Annotated in this window: 17 protein-coding genes; 5 read left to right on the forward strand and 12 right to left on the reverse strand. The window is 67.3% G+C overall.

Going from position 1 to position 17,213, the window contains the following annotated elements; all coding sequences use genetic code 11:
• Nucleotides 1–64: 64 nt before the first annotated feature.
• Entirely contained in the window at nucleotides 65–1,192 is a 1,128-nt protein-coding gene (locus MJQ72_RS41475) for an AAA family ATPase (RefSeq protein WP_240596320.1), read from the forward strand.
• Nucleotides 1,185–1,853 (forward strand): DUF4276 family protein, encoded by a 669-nt coding sequence (locus MJQ72_RS41480; protein WP_240596321.1) that lies wholly within the window; start codon nucleotides 1,185–1,187, stop codon nucleotides 1,851–1,853. Before MJQ72_RS41475 ends, MJQ72_RS41480 begins: the two co-directional genes overlap by 8 nt.
• 594 nt (nucleotides 1,854–2,447) lie before the next feature.
• Here MJQ72_RS41480 and MJQ72_RS41485 read toward each other — a convergent pair.
• The gene (locus MJQ72_RS41485; RefSeq protein ID WP_240596322.1) at nucleotides 2,448–2,903 is read right to left on the reverse strand and encodes a hypothetical protein; all 456 of its coding nucleotides are present in this window, start codon (nucleotides 2,901–2,903) and stop codon (nucleotides 2,448–2,450) included.
• Between the two features lie 55 nt (nucleotides 2,904–2,958).
• On the opposite strand from MJQ72_RS41485, the gene MJQ72_RS41490 reads away from it, so the two are divergent.
• Nucleotides 2,959–4,809 (forward strand): toll/interleukin-1 receptor domain-containing protein, encoded by a 1,851-nt coding sequence (locus MJQ72_RS41490; protein WP_240596323.1) that lies wholly within the window; start codon nucleotides 2,959–2,961, stop codon nucleotides 4,807–4,809.
• Between the two features lie 87 nt (nucleotides 4,810–4,896).
• Here MJQ72_RS41490 and MJQ72_RS41495 read toward each other — a convergent pair whose 3' ends face one another.
• Genes MJQ72_RS41495 through MJQ72_RS41530 form a run of 8 tightly spaced genes read right to left on the reverse strand, consistent with a single transcriptional unit; the run spans nucleotide 4,897 to nucleotide 13,202 of the window.
• Nucleotides 4,897–6,276: an amidase gene (locus tag MJQ72_RS41495; protein ID WP_240596324.1), complete on the reverse strand. Its 1,380-nt coding sequence runs from the start codon at nucleotides 6,274–6,276 to the stop codon at nucleotides 4,897–4,899.
• 12 nt (nucleotides 6,277–6,288) lie between these two features.
• On the reverse strand, nucleotides 6,289–7,047 hold the full coding sequence (locus MJQ72_RS41500; protein ID WP_037333870.1) for an SDR family NAD(P)-dependent oxidoreductase: 759 nt from the start codon (nucleotides 7,045–7,047) through the stop codon (nucleotides 6,289–6,291).
• Nucleotides 7,044–8,465, reverse strand: a complete 1,422-nt coding sequence (locus MJQ72_RS41505) for an aldehyde dehydrogenase family protein (RefSeq protein ID WP_240596325.1) — start codon at nucleotides 8,463–8,465, stop codon at nucleotides 7,044–7,046. The genes MJQ72_RS41500 and MJQ72_RS41505 overlap by 4 nt, the downstream gene beginning before the upstream one ends.
• Nucleotides 8,458–9,228, reverse strand: a complete 771-nt coding sequence (locus MJQ72_RS41510; protein WP_240596326.1) for an ABC transporter ATP-binding protein — start codon at nucleotides 9,226–9,228, stop codon at nucleotides 8,458–8,460. The genes MJQ72_RS41505 and MJQ72_RS41510 overlap by 8 nt, the downstream gene beginning before the upstream one ends.
• Nucleotides 9,225–9,962 (reverse strand): ABC transporter ATP-binding protein, encoded by a 738-nt coding sequence (locus MJQ72_RS41515; RefSeq protein WP_240596327.1) that lies wholly within the window; start codon nucleotides 9,960–9,962, stop codon nucleotides 9,225–9,227. Before MJQ72_RS41515 ends, MJQ72_RS41510 begins: the two co-directional genes overlap by 4 nt.
• Nucleotides 9,959–10,771 carry an ABC transporter permease gene (locus MJQ72_RS41520; RefSeq protein ID WP_240596328.1) on the reverse strand — a complete coding sequence of 271 codons (813 nt, stop codon included), beginning with the start codon at nucleotides 10,769–10,771 and terminating at the stop codon, nucleotides 9,959–9,961. The genes MJQ72_RS41515 and MJQ72_RS41520 overlap by 4 nt, the downstream gene beginning before the upstream one ends.
• Complete coding sequence (locus MJQ72_RS41525; RefSeq protein WP_240596329.1) at nucleotides 10,771–11,715, reverse strand: ABC transporter permease; 945 nt, start codon at nucleotides 11,713–11,715, stop codon at nucleotides 10,771–10,773. The genes MJQ72_RS41520 and MJQ72_RS41525 overlap by 1 nt, the downstream gene beginning before the upstream one ends.
• On the reverse strand, nucleotides 11,712–13,202 hold the full coding sequence (locus MJQ72_RS41530) for an ABC transporter substrate-binding protein (RefSeq protein ID WP_240596330.1): 1,491 nt from the start codon (nucleotides 13,200–13,202) through the stop codon (nucleotides 11,712–11,714). Before MJQ72_RS41530 ends, MJQ72_RS41525 begins: the two co-directional genes overlap by 4 nt.
• 60 nt (nucleotides 13,203–13,262) lie before the next feature.
• Between MJQ72_RS41530 and MJQ72_RS41535 the strand changes: the two genes are divergently transcribed.
• Together MJQ72_RS41535 and MJQ72_RS41540 are read left to right on the forward strand one after the other, a co-directional pair.
• The gene (locus tag MJQ72_RS41535) at nucleotides 13,263–14,006 is read left to right on the forward strand and encodes a FadR/GntR family transcriptional regulator (protein ID WP_240596331.1); all 744 of its coding nucleotides are present in this window, start codon (nucleotides 13,263–13,265) and stop codon (nucleotides 14,004–14,006) included.
• A 21-nt stretch (nucleotides 14,007–14,027) separates the two neighbouring features.
• Complete coding sequence (locus MJQ72_RS41540; RefSeq protein ID WP_396426914.1) at nucleotides 14,028–15,083, forward strand: patatin-like phospholipase family protein; 1,056 nt, start codon at nucleotides 14,028–14,030, stop codon at nucleotides 15,081–15,083.
• A 74-nt stretch (nucleotides 15,084–15,157) separates the two neighbouring features.
• Here the strand turns inward: MJQ72_RS41540 and MJQ72_RS41545 are convergent, their stop codons facing one another.
• The 3 genes from MJQ72_RS41545 to MJQ72_RS41555 all read right to left on the reverse strand — a co-directional run bounded on the left by MJQ72_RS41545 (nucleotide 15,158) and on the right by MJQ72_RS41555 (nucleotide 17,204).
• Nucleotides 15,158–15,754, reverse strand: coding sequence for a class F sortase (locus MJQ72_RS41545; protein ID WP_240596332.1), 597 nt, complete (start codon nucleotides 15,752–15,754; stop codon nucleotides 15,158–15,160).
• 4 nt (nucleotides 15,755–15,758) lie between these two features.
• Nucleotides 15,759–16,430: a hypothetical protein gene (locus MJQ72_RS41550; RefSeq protein ID WP_240596333.1), complete on the reverse strand. Its 672-nt coding sequence runs from the start codon at nucleotides 16,428–16,430 to the stop codon at nucleotides 15,759–15,761.
• A 441-nt stretch (nucleotides 16,431–16,871) separates the two neighbouring features.
• Nucleotides 16,872–17,204 carry a hypothetical protein gene (locus MJQ72_RS41555; RefSeq protein WP_240596334.1) on the reverse strand — a complete coding sequence of 111 codons (333 nt, stop codon included), beginning with the start codon at nucleotides 17,202–17,204 and terminating at the stop codon, nucleotides 16,872–16,874.
• Between the last annotated feature and the right edge of the window lie 9 nt (nucleotides 17,205–17,213).

Below are 17,213 nucleotides of genomic sequence, written 5' to 3' on the forward strand. Positions count from 1 at the left end.
CTGTCGCGACTTGCACGAACCGGCGAATCGTCATCTTTTCCAGACGATTGCCTAAGCTGTGTGCATGACCTACCAGCAGCTGACGTCGATCGAGATCGAGGGGTTCACTTCGATCCGTTCGGCGCGTGTCGAACTGGGTGCGATGAACGTGCTCATAGGCGCGAACGGCGCGGGTAAGAGCAACTTCGTCCAGGCCTTCGAGCTGTTGGGCAGGATCAGCGAAGATCTGCTGAACCTGTTCGTGGGACGCAACGGCGGCGCGTCGGCGCTGATCAACGACGCCGCCGACACTTTGCGGATCAGTCTCAAACTGGAGGCACCGCCAAACAGCTACCAGGCCCACCTGGCGGCGGCCCCCGGCGAAGAACTGATCTTCGATGAAGAAGTGATTTCGTACCACGACCCCGGACATGAACAACCTTGGACGAGATCGATCGGACGCGGGCACCGGGAAAGCCGCCTCAACGACGTCGCCGAGGAACGTGGAAGCAACTCAGTGGCTTCGCACATCACCGAGTTGCTTCAGGGCTGCCGCGTCTACCACTTCCACGACACCAGCGTCGACGCACCGGTGAAACGCCTTTCCCCGACCGCGGACAACTTGGCCCTGCGCGCGGACGCGGGCAACATTGCCGCAGTCCTGCTGCGGCTCCGAGACAGCGAAGACCGGGCGGAGAAGGTCGCTTATCGCCGGATCGTCGGCGCGATCCGGCTGGTTGCCCCGTTCTTTCGTGACTTCGTCCTCCAGCCGGACAGCACCGACCGCATTCTGCTTCGCTGGCATCGACAGGGTTCGGACACGATCTTCTCGGCGAACCAGATGTCCGACGGAACGTTGCGCTTCGTCTGTCTGGCCACGCTGCTGCTCCAGCCGGAACTGCCCGCGCTCGTCGTGCTCGACGAACCCGAACTCGGCCTGCATCCGTTCGCCATCGTTCAGCTCGCGGATATGCTTCGGGTCTCCTCCACACGCAGTCAGGTCTTGATCGCGACCCAGTCGGTGACCTTGATGAACCAATTCTCCGCAGAGGATCTGATCATCGTCGAACAGCGAAACGGCGATTCGATCTTCACCCGGCCGAACCAGCACGCTCTGGCGAACTGGCTCGACGAATACTCACTGGGCGAACTCTGGGAGAAGAACATCATCGGCGGGCAGCCGGGATCGCTGGGCAGCGTCCTCGATGCCTGACCAGAAGCGTCTGCACCTGTTGGTGGAAGGCCAGACCGAGGCGACCGTCGTCCGTGATCTGCTCTCCGGGCATCTTCAGAATCAAGGCTGGTCCGTGACCTATTCAACCGTCCGCACCCAAACGTCGTCCGTGACCCACCGCGGCGGTGTTTCGTCTTGGGCGAAACTGCATCGCGAGATCAAAGAGCTACTCTCCAGCCCGCGTCTCACCGTACTGACGACGTTGTTCGACTACTACGGATTCCCCACTGACGCGCCAGGGATGACGACACGCCCGATGAGGACCGCCACTGACAAGGTCGAGCACGTCGAGCGCGAGCTTCAGGAGGCCGTCGGCGACTACCGATTCGTTCCACATCTCGTTCTCCACGAACTGGAGTCCTGGGTGTTCGCCGCCGGACCGCAGCTCGCGTTACTTCTCGACGATCCGGCCCTGGGCGAGCGGATAGCACAGGACTGCGCCGAGGCCGGTGGGCCGGAGCTCGTCAACGACGACCCGAAGAACGCGCCTTCGAAGCGCCTCGCCCGCTACCACCCCGGCTACAAGAAGACGCTCGAAGGCCCGTTGGCGATCGAAAGTCTGGGCGTCGAAGGTCTGAAAGGCCAGTGCCCGCATTTTGCCGCCTGGCTACACGCGCTCGGGAGCCGAGCAAAGCGGTAGCCAGGCAAAACCGCAAATCTTCTAGCCCCCCCCGCTCTTTTTCGGGGTTGTTCAAGAGCCGGGGGTCCGTAACCAGCGGCGCGGCACCGGCGACCTTGGCGAGGACATTCGCGAGTTGCACCAGTCCGAGCCGGGTTTCTTCGAGCCTTGCTCGAAGCTCACCGATCTGCTCCCAGGCGTTCTCGTGATCCACTTTCGACACGTTGTCCGGCCGTTTGTCCTCCCAGGCCAAGAGGCGCGGGTGCCACGAAGCGAGCAACGGCCGTAGCGAAAGATTGAGTACCGTGAGCGCGAGTGTCCCGAAGGTCAGCTCTCCGGCGCGGTCCGCGGGTGATACGGCCGGGCCGTAACGGCGCAGAATGTCCCTCGTCGTCCCGAACAGGCTGTAAACACTGGTCAGGGCCTCCCGGACCAAACCCTCACCGGGCCGTAGTTCGACGTAGGTGATCCTCGTCGCCAGCTCGACGTAGAGCTCCCAAGCGGCTTCGGCCTCCGCCCGTTGCGGTGCCCATGTCCCGCCGAATTCGCCGACGAACGGCAACTTCAGCTTGACACTCACTTCTCGTGGCCTCGTTGCCCGGCGGAACCTTCGTATCACCGAACACCTCCGGCAGTGGCGAGCAAGGACGTAGCGTTCGCGAGCTCGGCGAGACGACGAGCCACATCGCGCAGAAGAACCTGCAGATCGGCCAGTTCAGCGCGAAAGCGATCCTTGTGTTCCCACGCTTGCTCATGGTCGAACACGGTGACCCCGGCCGGCCGCCGATCCTGGTGCTCGACGTACATCCGATGCCAATAGGCGAGGAACGGCCGGATCCCCTTGTTCAGCAGGTTGATCACCAGATGGTGCACGGAATCCTCCGTCGCCTCCGACGCAGGCCGGTGGTCGGCCAGCGCCCGGCGCGCCGTGGCGAACACGCTGTAGAGACTGTCCAGGACCTCGGAGAGCAGGCCCTCGTCGGGCCTCAGCTCGACAGACGTGATCCGGCTGGCCAGCTCGACATGCAGCTCCCACGCGAGTGCGCGGTCCGTCTCTTCGTGCCTGCTCATGGTGGCATTCTAGGGCGCTACGGTGGCTGAGCCGTCGTCTGCCAGAGGGGGAAGAATGCCGGAGCCGGATTGGGACGTCTTCATCAGCTACGACCGGGACGACGACGGCGTCGTCGGCCGAATCGTCGAAGCCCTGACCTCTGCGGGCCTTCGGGTATTCCGGGACACGACGCTTCGGCCGTTCACACCGATATCACCCGATGTGATGGACGCACTGTTCCGCACACGCGTCGTTCTCGTCTACTACAGCGCCAGCTACCCGACGCGCATGGCCTGTCAGCAGGAGCTCGCGACGGCCTACCTCGCCGCTCAAGCGGAAGGAGATCCCACCGCGAGAATTCTGGTCGTCAATCCCGAAGACACCTACACACACATCGAGCCTGTCCACCTGCGTGACGCACTGGCAGCGGGCAGGCCAGTGACCCGGGCGGCGCTGGAGCAACTCGCAGAGACGGTGAGGATCAGAGCCGAAACCATCACTGTGCCGCTCGGCCGATTCGTCCGCGCTCAACCGCCATGGCTGACTCCCTCCCAGCACTACCCACCAGAGCGCTTCACCGGCCGATGGCACGATCTCCTCCGTCTGCATTCCGCGCTCCATCCGATGGTCGGCAGGCTCACGGGTCCGGTTCGGGCCCCCGTCACGGTCCTTTACGGCATCGCGGGAATCGGAAAGACCGCGCTGGCCGCCGCCTATGTCCGGCATTTCGGTTCGGCGTTTCCCCGAGGAGTCGCCTGGTCGGACGGGAAGAACGCGGTACGCCTCGCTGACGGCGCTGGCTTGTGGGTGATCGACAACGTGGCCGGTGATCCGGACAGGATCCGCGCGCTGCTGCCCAGTGACCCTGACGTTCCCTGTCTGCTTATCACCCGCGATCCGCGGCTTGTCACCTTGGGCACCGGGCTTGAGCTCCTGGACCTGGGCGACCACGACATCCAGGTGCCCGCTGCACTCCGCGTCGCGGCAAGTGGCGCGACCGACCTCCTGCTCTGGCTCGCCGCAAGCATGACGGCCGGATTCGACAGCGCGCGTGGGGCGGTGAACTCACTGCACCGTGGAACGTCGCAGCTCATTCAGCCGACGATCAAACGCCTCCGGCCCGAACTCGAACAGCTGACCGGCGCCGAATGGACGGCGCTTCGGGTCTTCGCCGCGGCCGCGCCGACCTTCGTGTCCCCTTTGCTGGTCGCCGATGTTCTCGCAGCAGACCTCGGAACGACGCGCGAAGACGAGTTCAGGACGGCGCAAGCAGCCGTGACAGGTCTCGTCTCCAAAGGCCTGCTTCGCAACTCCCCGCACGGTGAAAGCTTTGAGCTGCCCCAGGCCTTCGTCCTCACCGTTCGCGCCGTCGACAGCGACCCGACGGAAGCGGAGCGAGTGCGCGCCCAAACTCTCCGTGTCATCAGGAAACACGCTCCGGCCGAGCGGCAGGTGATCTTGACGCGTCCGCTGCGCGATGACCTGAACGTGGCCGAACGAGATGCCGCCCATCGGGTACTGAACGAACTGACCACTCGTGTTCCCTTCCAGCCGCTCGCGGACGACCACGGCCTGCTGCGAGATGCCTTGACCTCATTGCACGAGTTGTTCAAGAGAACCCGCAGTATTCGCGATGCCATGCCGTCACAGGCCTTACGGGACTCCACAACGACAAGACCGGGGCTGCGGACCGTCACCAACCGCCTGCTGGAGGAAATCCTGCGACCACTGCTGTCCAGGTGGCATCCGGCGCTCGACGAGCACTTCGACCTCCGCCCCGGCAACGTGGGCAGAAGGACACACGAACGAGCTTGGGAACACCACGACCAGCTCCGGGCGGAGCTCGAGCACCTCCGCCCGGAGCTTCAGGAAGTCGCCGAGGAACTTGCGTTGATCAGTGGCTCACCAAAGCCACGACCCACCTGACCTGCGCGACACCCAAGCCCACGCATTTCGTCCTCTGAATGCGGTAGTTGCGCGTGCAAGGACCGCATTCAGAGGACGAAACGCGGGTCAGGGCCAGGGGCGCGGAGTGGGGCGAAGGGTTTCGTAGGCGGCAGCGGCGCGAAGGACGTCGAGGTCGGCGAAGCGGCGGCCGCTGATTTGCAGGCCGATGGGCTGGTCGTCGCCGGTGTAGCCGCAGTTGATCGAGACCGCGGGCTGGCCGGACATGTTGTACGGCACGGTGAAGGCGATGTGCTCGAACGGGCGGCGCGGGTCGTTGGTCGGCGAGGGCCAGTCGGCGGGCGGGGCCGAGACCGGGCAGGTCGGTGACAGGACGACGTCGAAACGTTCGGTCGCGCGCAGGGTCGCGACGGCGATGGCGTCGATCTGCGCGAAGCCGCGATAGGCGTCGACACCGCTGACATCGGCGCCGCCGGCGGCCCAGTCGGCGATGTACGGCAGGACCTTCGCGCGGCGCTCCTCGGGCAGGGCCGCCATGTCCGACCAGGCACGGACGCGCCAGAACGTGTCGAGTCCGTCGAGCATTTCGCGGCGCAGGAACGGCGAGACCTCTTCCACCACCGCACCGGCGCTTTCGAACAGCCGCGCGGCCTCGGTGACCGCCGCGAGGATGTCGGACGAGACCGGCAGCCCGACGCCGGGGTCGAGGTGCAGCCCGATCCGCAGGCCCTTGACCTCGCAAGACAGCGACGTCCAGTCCACAGAGGACGCAGGCAGCGAGAGATGATCGCGACCGTCCACACCGGACAGAACGCTCATCAGCAGCGCGGTGTCGGCGACGGTCCGCGTCATCGGCCCGGCGACGCGGCCCAGGAACGGCGGATCCACCGGCACCCGGCCGAAGCTCGGCTTCAGCCCGACGAGGCCGCACCAGCCGGCGGGCAGCCGGATCGAGCCGCCGATGTCGGTGCCGACGTGCAGCGGGCCGTAGCCCGCGGCGGCCGCCGAACCGGCACCGGCGCTGGAGCCGCCGGGTGTGCGGGTGGTGTCCCACGGATTCCGTGACGCGGTGTGGAAACTCGACAGCCCGGACGTCAGCATCCCGTAGTCCGGCATGGTCGTCTTGCCCAGGAGGACCCCACCGGACTCGCGCACGCGAGCGCCCGCCGGGGCGTCTTCGGGCGCGGGAGTCAGCGAGGTGGCGGCCGTGCCGAGCGGGACCGGAGTGCCGCGCGTCGCGATGTTCTCCTTGAGCGTCAACGGAACACCGTCGATCGGGCCGAGCGGTTCGCCCGCGTGCCAGCGGCTTTCGGACGCCTTCGCGTCTTCGCGCGCACCGCTCGGGTCGTACGCGTAGAGCGCGTGCAGCTCAGGCTCGCGTGCTTCGATACGCGCGAGGACCGCTTCGGTGACTTCGACCGGCGACACGGTCCCAGCGCGGTACTGGGCGATCAGTTCGACGGCGGTCAGGTCGGGCAACTCCGGCACGGCAGGAACTCCTTACGTCGCGGGCGGTTCGAAGCGGCCGTCGACCGCGGTCCAGCCGCCGTCCACCGCCAGCACGGAGCCGGTGACGAACGACGACGCGTCCGACGCCAGGTACACGACGGCGCCCGCGAGTTCGTCGGGGCGCGCCCAGCGGCCGAGCGCGCCCTTGGTCGCGTACGCGTCGTACCAGGCCGGATTCGCCTTGATCTGCGCTGTCAGCGGCGTTTCGACGACGCCGGGCGCGATCGCGTTGACCCGCACCCCGGCCGGGCCGAACTCCGCCGCGGCCGTGCGGAACAGCTGCACCAGACCGGCTTTCGTCGCCGCGTACGGCCCTTGGCCCGGCTCGACGGTGGTGCCGCGGATCGACGAGAACCCGACGATGCTCCCCCGCCCGCGTTCGACCATCCCGGCGCCGAACGCGCGCACGACCTCGAAGGTCGCGCCGAGGTTCAGCGCGATCACCCGGTCGAATTCCTCGCGCGTGTACTCCAGCAGCCGTTTGCGCACGTTGGTGGCGGCGGTCAGCACGACGACGTCGATCTCGCCGAGCTCCTCCGCCGCCCGCGCGGCCGCGCCTTCGGAGAGCAGGTCGATCTCGTACGCCTCGCCCACGCCGGTTTCCTTGGCGGCGGCGACATCGCGGTCCGCGACGATCACCTCGGCGCCGTGCGCGGCCAGCGCCTTCGCCGATTCGCGGCCGATCCCGCTGCCACCGCCGAGGACGACGGCTCGCTTCCCGTCGAGCCGGAACAGGTTTTCGTACGTCACGGGCGCAGCACCGCCATCCTCGTCACGGTCAGTTCTTCGACCGCGAACCGCGGCCCTTCCCGCCCGATCCCGGAGTCCTTCACGCCGCCGTACGGCATGGTGTCGGACCGGAAACCGGGCACCTCGTTGACCACCACTCCGCCGACTTCGAGCTCGTCGAGCGCGCGGAACGCCGTCTTCAACGACGTGCTGAACACCGAAGCGTGCAGCCCGTAGCGCGACGCGTTGACCGCGTCGAACGCATCGTCCACAGAGGACACGGTGCGGATACAGACCACGGGGCCGAAGATCTCCTCGTCCCAGCATTCGACGCCGTCGGGCACGTCGAGCAGCACGGCCGGCCGGATCACCGTTCCGTCGACACCGCCCCCGACCAGCCGCGCACCGGCCGAAGTCGCTTTGTCGACCCATTCCTGAACGCGCCGCGTGGATCCCGGGTCGATCAGCGCCGAGACCCGCGTCTTCTCGTCGCGGGGATCACCGGTGACGACCTCGCCGAGCCGCGCGAGCACCCGTTCGGTGAATTCCTCGGCGACGGCGTCGACGACCAGCACCCGTTGCACCGAAATGCACGCCTGCCCGGACGCGTAGAACCCGCCGCGCAGCACGGCGTCCGCGGCCACGTCGAGATCGGCGTCCTCCGCGACCACGAGAGCCGCGTTGGATCCGAGCTCCAGCAACGTCTTCGTGGGCGCGGCGTCACGAGCGATCCGGTGCCCGACCAGCGCGGATCCGGTGAACGACACCGCGCCGACCCGCCGGTCCGTGACCAGCGCCGAGCCGACGGCCGCGTCGCCGGTGACCAGCTGGACCATCGCGGGCAGGTCGGTCAGCGAGCGCACCAGATGCACGAGCCACAACGTCGCCAGCGGCGTCTGCGGCGCGGGTTTCACCACCACCGGGCAGCCCGCGGCGATGGCGGGCGCGATCTTGTGCGACGCCAGGAGCAGCGGATAGTTGAACCCGGCGATACCGACCACCACACCGATCGGCTTGCGCTTCCAGAACCCGACCAGCCCGTCGCCGGACGGCAGCAGATCGAGCGGGACGGTCTCGCCGTGCAGCCGCGAGACCTCTTCGGCGGCGGCCTGCCAGGTGACGATCGTGCGCGCGACTTCGACGCGGCAGTCGACCAGCGGCTTGCCGGTTTCCAGCACGAGAAGCTGCTCGAATTCGGAACGCCGGGCCTCCAGCGCCGCAGCGACGTCGTTCAGGAGCGAACGCCGGGTTCGCGACGGCAAGGCCGCGACCTGCTTGAACACCGCGACGGCCTCGTCGATCGCCCGCGTGGCCAGCTCCGGCGTCCCGACCGCGGCCCGGCCGATCTCGCTCCCGTCGTACGGGAACACGACCGGCACGGAGTCCACAGTGGACACCCAGCCGTCTCCGATCGGCAGTCCCTCTGGATACTCAGCCATCGTCCCCTCCCCGCAACCGCGCCAGCTCGGCCCGCAGATTCGGCGCGGCCGCCAGCAGTTCCCTGGTGTACTCGTGTTCCGGCGCGTCGTAGACCTGGTCGACGGCGCCGATCTCGACGATCTCCCCGCGCCGCATCACCGCGACCCGGTCGCAGACGTGCCGCACCACGCCGAGGTCGTGCGAGACGAAGATCAGCGTCAGCGAGTACAGCTCGACCAGCGACGCGAGCAGGTCGAGGATCTGCTTCCGCACCGAGACGTCGAGTGCGCTCACCGGTTCGTCCGCGATGAGGACGCTCGGATTCGGCGCGAGCGCCCTGGCGATCGAGATGCGTTGCCGTTGCCCGCCGGAGAACTGGTGCGGATACCGTCCTGCGGCATCCGAAGGCAGGCCGACGGCTTTCAGCAGCTCCGAGACCCGCGCGGGATCCCGGCGGCCCAACGGTTCGGAGATGATGTCGCGCACCCGCATCCGCGGGTCGAGCGAACCCATCGGATCCTGGAAGACGATCTGCAGTTCCGACCGCAGAAAACCGAGTTTGCGCTCCGGCAGCGTGTCGATCCGTTTGCCCTGGAACGAGACGCTGCCCGCCGTCGGCTTGTCCAGCGCGGCCAGCAGTCTGACCAAAGTGGACTTTCCCGAGCCCGACTCACCCACGATGCCGAAGCGCTGACCTGCTTCGACGTCGAAAGAGACACCGCGCAAGGCGTGCACATCGCGACGCGTGTAGCGGCGCTCCAGGTCCCGTACGGAGATCATCATCGGCTCGCCTCCAGATCCGAAGCGGCCAGGAGCTTCTTCGTGTACTCGTGCTGTGGCGCGGTGAGCACTTCGCGGGTGGTGCCCGCTTCGACGATCTCGCCGTCCAGCATCACCAGCACCCGCTCGCACACCGATGCCACGACGGCGAGATCGTGCGTGATGAACAGCAGCGCGCTTTCTCGCTGCCGGACGCCGTCGAGGATCAGTTCCAGGATCTGCGCCTGCACGGTGACGTCGAGCGCCGTCGTCGGCTCGTCGCAGATCAGCAGCTTCGGGTCGTTGGCCAGCGCGATCGCGAGGACGACGCGTTGCCGCTGCCCGCCGGACAGTTGATGCGGATACGCGCGAGCGACGCCGGGCAGCCCGACGGAAGCCAGCAAAGCCTCGGGATCCTTCCCGCCGTTGCGATGGATCCGCATCGGCTCGGCCACCTGCGCACCGACCCGCATCGCCGGGTTCAACGCGGTCATCGGCTCCTGGAACACCATCGACATCTCGTTGCCGCGCAACCGCGACAGCTCCTTCTCCGGCGCGCCCAGCAGCTCGCGGCCGTCGAGTTTCACCGATCCGGACGCGGCGAGCTCTTCGGGCAGCAGCCCCATGATCGACAACGCCGTCAACGACTTCCCGGAACCCGACTCGCCGATCAGCCCGACGCGCTCACCGCGCGCGATGCCGAACGAGACGTCGCGGACCAGCCCGGAGATGCCGAGACCATGGACTTCGAGGGTCATAGCCGCGCCGCCAATCGGGGGTCGAGACGATCGCGGAGGCCGTCACCGAGCAGGTTGAAGCCGAGGACGGCGATGGCGATCGCGACGCCGGGCACGAGCGCGAGCCGCGGGTGCAGCGTCAGGAACATCTGGGATTCCTGGAGCATCCGGCCCCACGACGGCGTCGGTGGCCGCGTGCCGAACCCGAGGAACGACAGCGCCGCTTCCGCGAGCACGGCGATCGCGAACGACACCGACGCCTGCACGATCAACAGCCCGGAGATGTTCGGCAGGACGTGCCTCGCCGCGATGTTCAGCCGTGACCGGCCCGCCGACCGCGCGGCCAGCACGAATTCGCTGCTCATCACCTGCAACGTGCCCGAACGCGCGATCCGCGCGAAGGACGGGATGGTCGCGATGCCGATCGCCACCATAGCGGTCAGCGTGTCCGCCCCGAACACCGCGCCGAACATGATCGCCAGCAGCAACGCGGGGAACGCGAGCACGAGATCGTTGACCCGCATGACGAACTCGCCGAGCCACCGCGACGACATCCCGGCGAGGATCCCGAGCGGCGTCCCGATCACCGCGGCGATCCCGACCGCGACCACGCCGACGTACAGCGTGGTCCGCGCGCCGACCATGAGCTGGCTGAGCACGTCGCGGCCGAAGCTGTCGGTGCCGAGCGGGTTCGAGCCGCTGAAGTCGTGCAGGCGGTTGGCCGCGTCGACCTTCACCGGATCGAACGGCGTCCACACGAACGAAAGCAGCGCGGCGACGACGATCAACGCGACCAGGACGCCACCGACGACGAGAGTGCGGCTACGCATCAGGAACCCCGCAATCTCGGGTCGAGCACCGTGTAGAGGACGTCGACCACGAAGTTCACCAGCAGCACGCCGACCACCAGGACCAGCACGATCCCCTGCACGGACAAGAGATCCCGCGACGCCACCGAGTCCAGCAGCATGCTGCCCAAACCGGGCAGGACGAACACGCGCTCGACGACGACCGCGCCGATCAGGAGCGTCGACAGCTGCAGCCCGAGCACCGTCACCACCGGCACGGCGGCGTTGCGCAGACCATGGCGGAACAGCGCTTGGAACGGCCGAAGCCCCTTGGAGCGCGCCGTGCGCAGGTAGTCCTGACCGAGCGTGTCGAGCACGGCGGACCGGACATAGCGCGTGAGCACCGCGCCCTGCACGAGCCCCAGCGACAGCGCGGGCAGCACGAGACCGCGGAGGAATTCGCCGGGATCCTGCACCGGCGGTGTCCAGCCGCCGGAGGGCAGCCAGCGCAGCTGCACCGCGAAGATCTGCACCAGGATGATGCCGGCGAGGAACGCTGGGATCGCCACGCCGATCTGCGACAGCCCGGAAAGCGCGGTGCCGTCGGCCTTCCGGTGCCGCACCGCGGCGAACGTCCCGGCCGGGATCGCGATCAGCAACGCCACCAGCATCCCGGCCCCGACCAGCCACAACGTCACGCCGAGCCGGTCGGTCAGCGCGGGCCCGATCTCCTCGCGAGTGACGTACGAGCGGCCGAAGTCGCCTTGGAGGACGCCGCCCATCCAGTCGAAGTACTGCGTCACGAGCGGCCTGTCGATGCCGAATTCGGCGCGGGTCTTCGCGACCAGCTCCGGTGTCGCGTTGACGCCGAGCGCGACCTGCGCCGGATCACCCGGCAGCACGGCCATGAACAGGAACACCACGATGGACGCGACCAGCACACTGGCCACCAGGATCGCCACGCGGCGCACGATCTTGACCGTCATCGCGGCGCCAATCCCGTGAGATCGAAGGACTCGCTGACCTGGTTGCGGACGAACCCGGTCACCTTGCTCTTCGCCACGATCACGTTGGGGAACAGGAAAAGCCAGTCCGCGGCGGCGTCTTCGGACAGCCGCCGCGCGACCTGGCGCATCGCGTCGATCTGCTCCTGGGGCGTTCCGGAGTCGGCCTTCGCCAGGTTCTGCTGGACGGGCTTGCCGTCGTAACCCCAGTAGTACTTCGGCCTGCCGAACGTCACGATGTCGCGCGCCTCGACGTGCTGGATGATCGACAGGTCGTAGTCGCGGTCGGTGAAGACCTGCTTGAGCCACACCGCCGGGAAGTCCAGCGGCTCGATCGTCACCGTGACCCCGACGTCCGCCAGTTGCGAGGACACCACCTGCGCGGCCGACACCGCGTACGGCAGGTTCGGGATCCGGAGGCGCAGCGTCGGATGGGGCTGTCCCGCTTCGGCGAGCAGCGCTTTCGCCTTCGCGGGATCGAACGGGTACGCGTTCGACAGGTCCTCGTACCAGGGATCCGTCGGCGGGACCATGCTGCCGATGAGCGTGCCGCGGCCGGCCCATGCCGTGTCCAGCAGCGCTTTCCGGTCGATGGCGTACGACAGCGCTTTTCTCACCCGGACGTCGTTCAGCGGCGGGCGCGCGTTGTTGAACGCGAGTGTGACCTCGCTGTTGGTCGTGCCTTCGACGACGGTGAACCGGTCGTCGCTCTGGAACTGCGGGATCGAATCCGGCACGGTGATCGCGGAGATGACGTCGATCCCGTTGCTGAGCAAGGCGTTGTTGAGCGCCGTCGGATCCTTGATGTACTTGAGGACCACGGTCGAATAGGCCGGTTTCCGACCCCAGTACGCGGGATTCTCCTTGAGCACGATGGAGTCGCCACGACGCCGCGAGGACACCGTGTACGGCCCCGTGCCGACCGGTTTGTTCGCCAGATCCGCGACCCCGGTCGGGCTGAACATCGCGCCGAGGCGGCTGGTGAGGCTGAACAGCCAGCCGTTGCTGGGTTTCGTGAGCACGACCCGCGCGTGATCCGGCGCCACCACGTCGACCCGGTCGACGACGTCCATTGTGGACTTGATCGACACGGTCCAGTCCGTCTTCACGCGCATCAGCGAGAACTTGACATCCTCGGCGGTGAACGGCGCCCCGTTGCTGAACTTCGCGTTCTTCCGGAGCTTGAAGTCGTAGGTTTTGCGGTCTTCCGAGATCGTCCACGATTCGGCCAGCAGCGGCACGATCTTCGCGTTCGCGTCGAGCTTCACCAGGCCCTCGTAGACGTTGTAGAGCAAGGCCTGCGGGATGGCGGCGCCGTCCGTGCGGGTGAAGTCGAAGTTCGCGGGTTCGGCGGTGTAGCCGATGGCGAGCGTGCCGGGATCCTTGGCGACCGTGGCACTCGAACCGGCGGAGCAGCCGGACGCCACCAGCAGCAACGCCCACACTGCCGCGTGAATCCGGGCTTTCATCCTGCCCCCTGACCGGTAGACTGGTCTGACCAGTAAACCAGACGAGACGGCAGGGTCAAGATGGAATTCGAGCCGGTCGCCCCTGTCCGCGCGTACCAGCGTGTCGTCGAACAGATCGAGGAAGCCGTGTTCAGCGGCCGGATCAAACCGGGCGACCGGCTGCCGAGCGAACGCGAGCTGATGGTCCAGTTCGACGTCGGCCGCTCGACCGTGCGCGAGGCGCTGCGCGTGCTGCAAGCGGCGGAGATGATCCGCTCACGGCCCGGAGATCCGCGCGGACCCGAGGTGCTGGCCGCCTCCCCCGCCGCGTTGCACCGGTCGATGCACCGGCTCGCGCGGGCCGACCATCTCGGGTTGTCCGAACTCCTGCAGTTCCGCATGGTGCTCGACGGTTCCGCACATCTGCTCGCCGCGCAGCTCAGGACGGACGACCATCTCGCCGAGCTGGACGCCGCGCTGGAGGCGATGCGCGCCGGCGTCTCGAAGGGATTCGCGGAGTTCTCCCACGCGGACGTCGCGTTCCACGAGGCGATCGCCCGTGCGACGGGGAATCCGCTGCTGGTGATCAGCGGCGAGGTCGTCCGCGGCGTCGTACTGGAACTCATCGAGGACAAACTGGAGCACGCCGACGACCGGACGGCGCTGATGCGCAACTGGCTGACGCATCACGAAGAGGTGCTCGGCGCGATCCGGGACTCCGACGGCGAACGCGCTTCGCGGCTGGCGAAGCAGGCGCTCTACGACAACTACGCCGAGTACGTCCCTGAAGAGCAACGACGTCTCTTACTGCCGCTGCTCGCTTGACCCGCCTTTACACTCACTCAGGTGGGGGATATCAACCAACCTTCGACCACCCGGCAAGGCGTCGGTCTCGCGCTGTCCGGCGGCGGCTACCGCGCGATGTTGTTCCACACCGGGGCCCTGTGGCGGCTCAACGAACTCGGCTGGCTGTCGAAGATCTCGACGTTCTCCAGCGTTTCGGGCGGCTCGATCGCGGCCGGCGTGCTCGCGCACGCTTGGGCCGATCTGAGCTTCGAAAACGGTGTCGCGGTCAACTTCTCCGACAAGGTCGTCGCACCGATCCGGAACCTGGCCCGTAAACGGCTCGACATCCCGGTCACCTTGCTCGCCATGGCCGTTCCGTGGCGGAGCGCCGGCGAGGAACTCGCGCGGGTGTACGCGAAACACCTGTTCGGCGACTGCTGCCTGAAGGACATCGACCCCGACGGCCCGCAGTTCGTCTTCACCGCGACGAACCTGCAGGACGGCGCGCTGTGGTGGTTCTTCCGGCAGAACGGCCCGCACGGGAACATCCCGCTCGCGACCGCGGTGGCCGCGTCTTCGGCGTTCCCGCCGATGCTTTCGCCCGTGGTGATCCAGGATCCGCATTCCGACGAGCGGAAACGCAAGATCGTGCTGAGCGACGCCGGCGTCTACGACAACCTCGGCCTGGACCCGGTCGAAGGGCACGCGACGGTGCTGGTGAGCGACGCGGGCAAGCGGATGAAGGTCACGCCGAAGGTCAGCCGCGACTGGGGACGGCAGCTGCTGCGCGTGCTCGACGTGATCGACAACCAGGTGCGCGAACTGCGGCGGGGCGCGCTGCTGAAGTCCTATGTGGAGAAGGATTTCACGGGCGCCTACTGGGGGTCTTACGTCGATCTCGCGAACTTCCAGCTCGAAGATTCGCTGGACGCGCCCGCCGAGCTCACGCACGGGCTGGCGGAAACCCCGACGCGGCTGACGAAACTGCCGGAAGTGCTGCAGGAGCGGTTGATCAACTGGGGTTACGCGGCCTGTGACGCGGGGATGCGGAAGTGGGTCGACACCGAAGCGGCGGCTCCGGGCGGGTTCCCGTTCCCGGGTGCCGGGGTGGGCTGAAAGCGTCCTTCACCGCGTCAGATGCGACGAAAGCGTCCTTCACCGCGTCGGATGCGGTGAAGGACGCTTTCAGCTCACCCGACCAGATTCGCGTAAACGATGATGTTGTCCTTGTAGCTGTGCTCTTCCTGGTCGAAGACACCGCCACAGGTGATCAACCGCAGCTGTGGCTTGTCCGTGTTGCCGTAGACCGCTTCCTCGGGGAACTGGTCCTTGGGCACCTGGTCCTTCTTCTCGACCACGAACTTCAGGTTCTTGCCGTCGCTGCGCTCGACGAGCACCTCGTCGCCCGGGTCGACGTCCTTGAGCTTGTAGAAGATGCCCGGCTGCTTGTTGCCGTCGACGTGGCCGAGCAGGATCGACGGGCCGACGTCGCCCGGCACCGGCGAAAGCCGGTACCACGCGGCCTGCATCGGGTTCTTCGCCGACGGGACGGACATCTTGCCGTCCTTGCCGACCGCGACCGTGACCAGACTCGATTCCGCGCCGATCTTGGGGATCTTCACGTTCGTCGGACGGGTCCCGTTGTACGGCTTCACGACCGGCGGAGCCGATTCCGACGGCGCCGCGGCGGCGGGCGGGGCAGGTTCGTCGGTGCCGCATCCCGTCAGCGCGAGGGAAAGCACAAGGGCGGCCGCGACCACGCGGCCGCCCTGCGTCAGGAGCTTCATCGGATCAGGCCGCGGTGGCGCCGAAACCGGTCTCGATGCCGCCCTTGGGCTTCAGCTTGACCTGCTTCGCCGGCTTGGTGCCCGGCGCGGTCGCGCCGCCGCCGACGGCGCCCTCGATCTCGATGTCACCCTTGCCCGGCTTGCCGTCGCAGGTCCAGGTGAAGGTGCTCGAGGTGCCCTTGAAACCGGGCTTGGCCTCGACGATGTAGATCCACAGGTAGGCGTCGCCACCGTCCTGGAACGAGTCGACGATGGTGAAGTCCGGCGCGGTGACGTCCGCGGGCTCCGAACCGCACAGGATCGCCAGCGCGCCCTCGTTGCCCTCGACGTAGCCGGCGCCGACGTTCAGCTCCGGCTTCGGCGGGGTGGTGGTGGTCGGCTTCTCCGAGGTGGAGGTCGACGGCTTGCCCGAGGTCGGCTTGCCGCTGGTCGAGGTCGGGGTGCTGCTCTCGGACGACGGCGGAACCGACGTCACCTTGCCGCCCGACCACGAGGGCGGGTTGCTGACCTGGCCGCCGGACCACGAAGGCGAGGGCGCCGTGGTGGGCGCCTCGCTCGTCGGTGCGGGAGGCGTGGTCGTCGTTTCGGTCTGCGCCGCCGCGACCGGCGTCACGGCCAGCGAGATGACGGCGCCGGCCAGCACCGCGCCCGCGAGGCGGCCCAACGTCTTCTTCAAAATGATCTCCCAGTGAAAAGCATCGCAACGCACGGTGACAGCCACCCTGCGACCACCCGGGGAAGATTCCCACGTATGGGTGACAGCGCGATCCTGCCGGAAAACCGCGGCCGGACGTAGTGAATAGGCAGTGACAAAAGCCACCGCGAAACCGGGTAACACCGGGATGCGCCTGCCCGATACAAGGGCCTGAAAGTCGCTCCGCCAAGGGGAAAACTCGCGGCGACGAAGGAATGTTAACACCCGCACGGCCCGAATGGTTGCCCTGCGGAAGCATTTTTCCCCGGCTTGCCGAACGCCACGGAAATGCCGGTTTTTCTGGCCGGAGCCACCTCGCACAGTGACTTCGCCACCGGCTCATTCACACGTTCGGATTACAAAACGGTGAAGTATTGACCTTTTATGAGCGGATACCGGTGCCGGGCAACCTGAAGGTCACGATCAGAACACCAGGAACAGTGCCACGGCGAAGGACAGCACGCCGAAGAGGCCGCCGACGAACAGCCAGGGCTTCGGCGACGTCCGCTTCCGCAGCGTCCGGCCGCCGCCCACCCCCGCGATCAGGAGGCCGAGGCCGAACCCGATCCCGGGGATGAAGGTGGCGAGTGTCCGGTTCTCCGCGTCGCAGGCCCAGACCCCGTCACTCGGGCAGGGCGTCGCCGCGAGTTCGGCCAGCAGGCCCGCCGCGACGATCGCGAGGAAGCCCAGCACCAGGAGCCAGAACAGGCCCCACAGCCATTGCCCGAGCCGCCGAGGCGGTTTCGTCTCGTCCACGTGCCCAAG

Source organism: Amycolatopsis sp. EV170708-02-1, from assembly GCF_022479115.1.
Lineage (GTDB): Bacteria > Actinomycetota > Actinomycetes > Mycobacteriales > Pseudonocardiaceae > Amycolatopsis.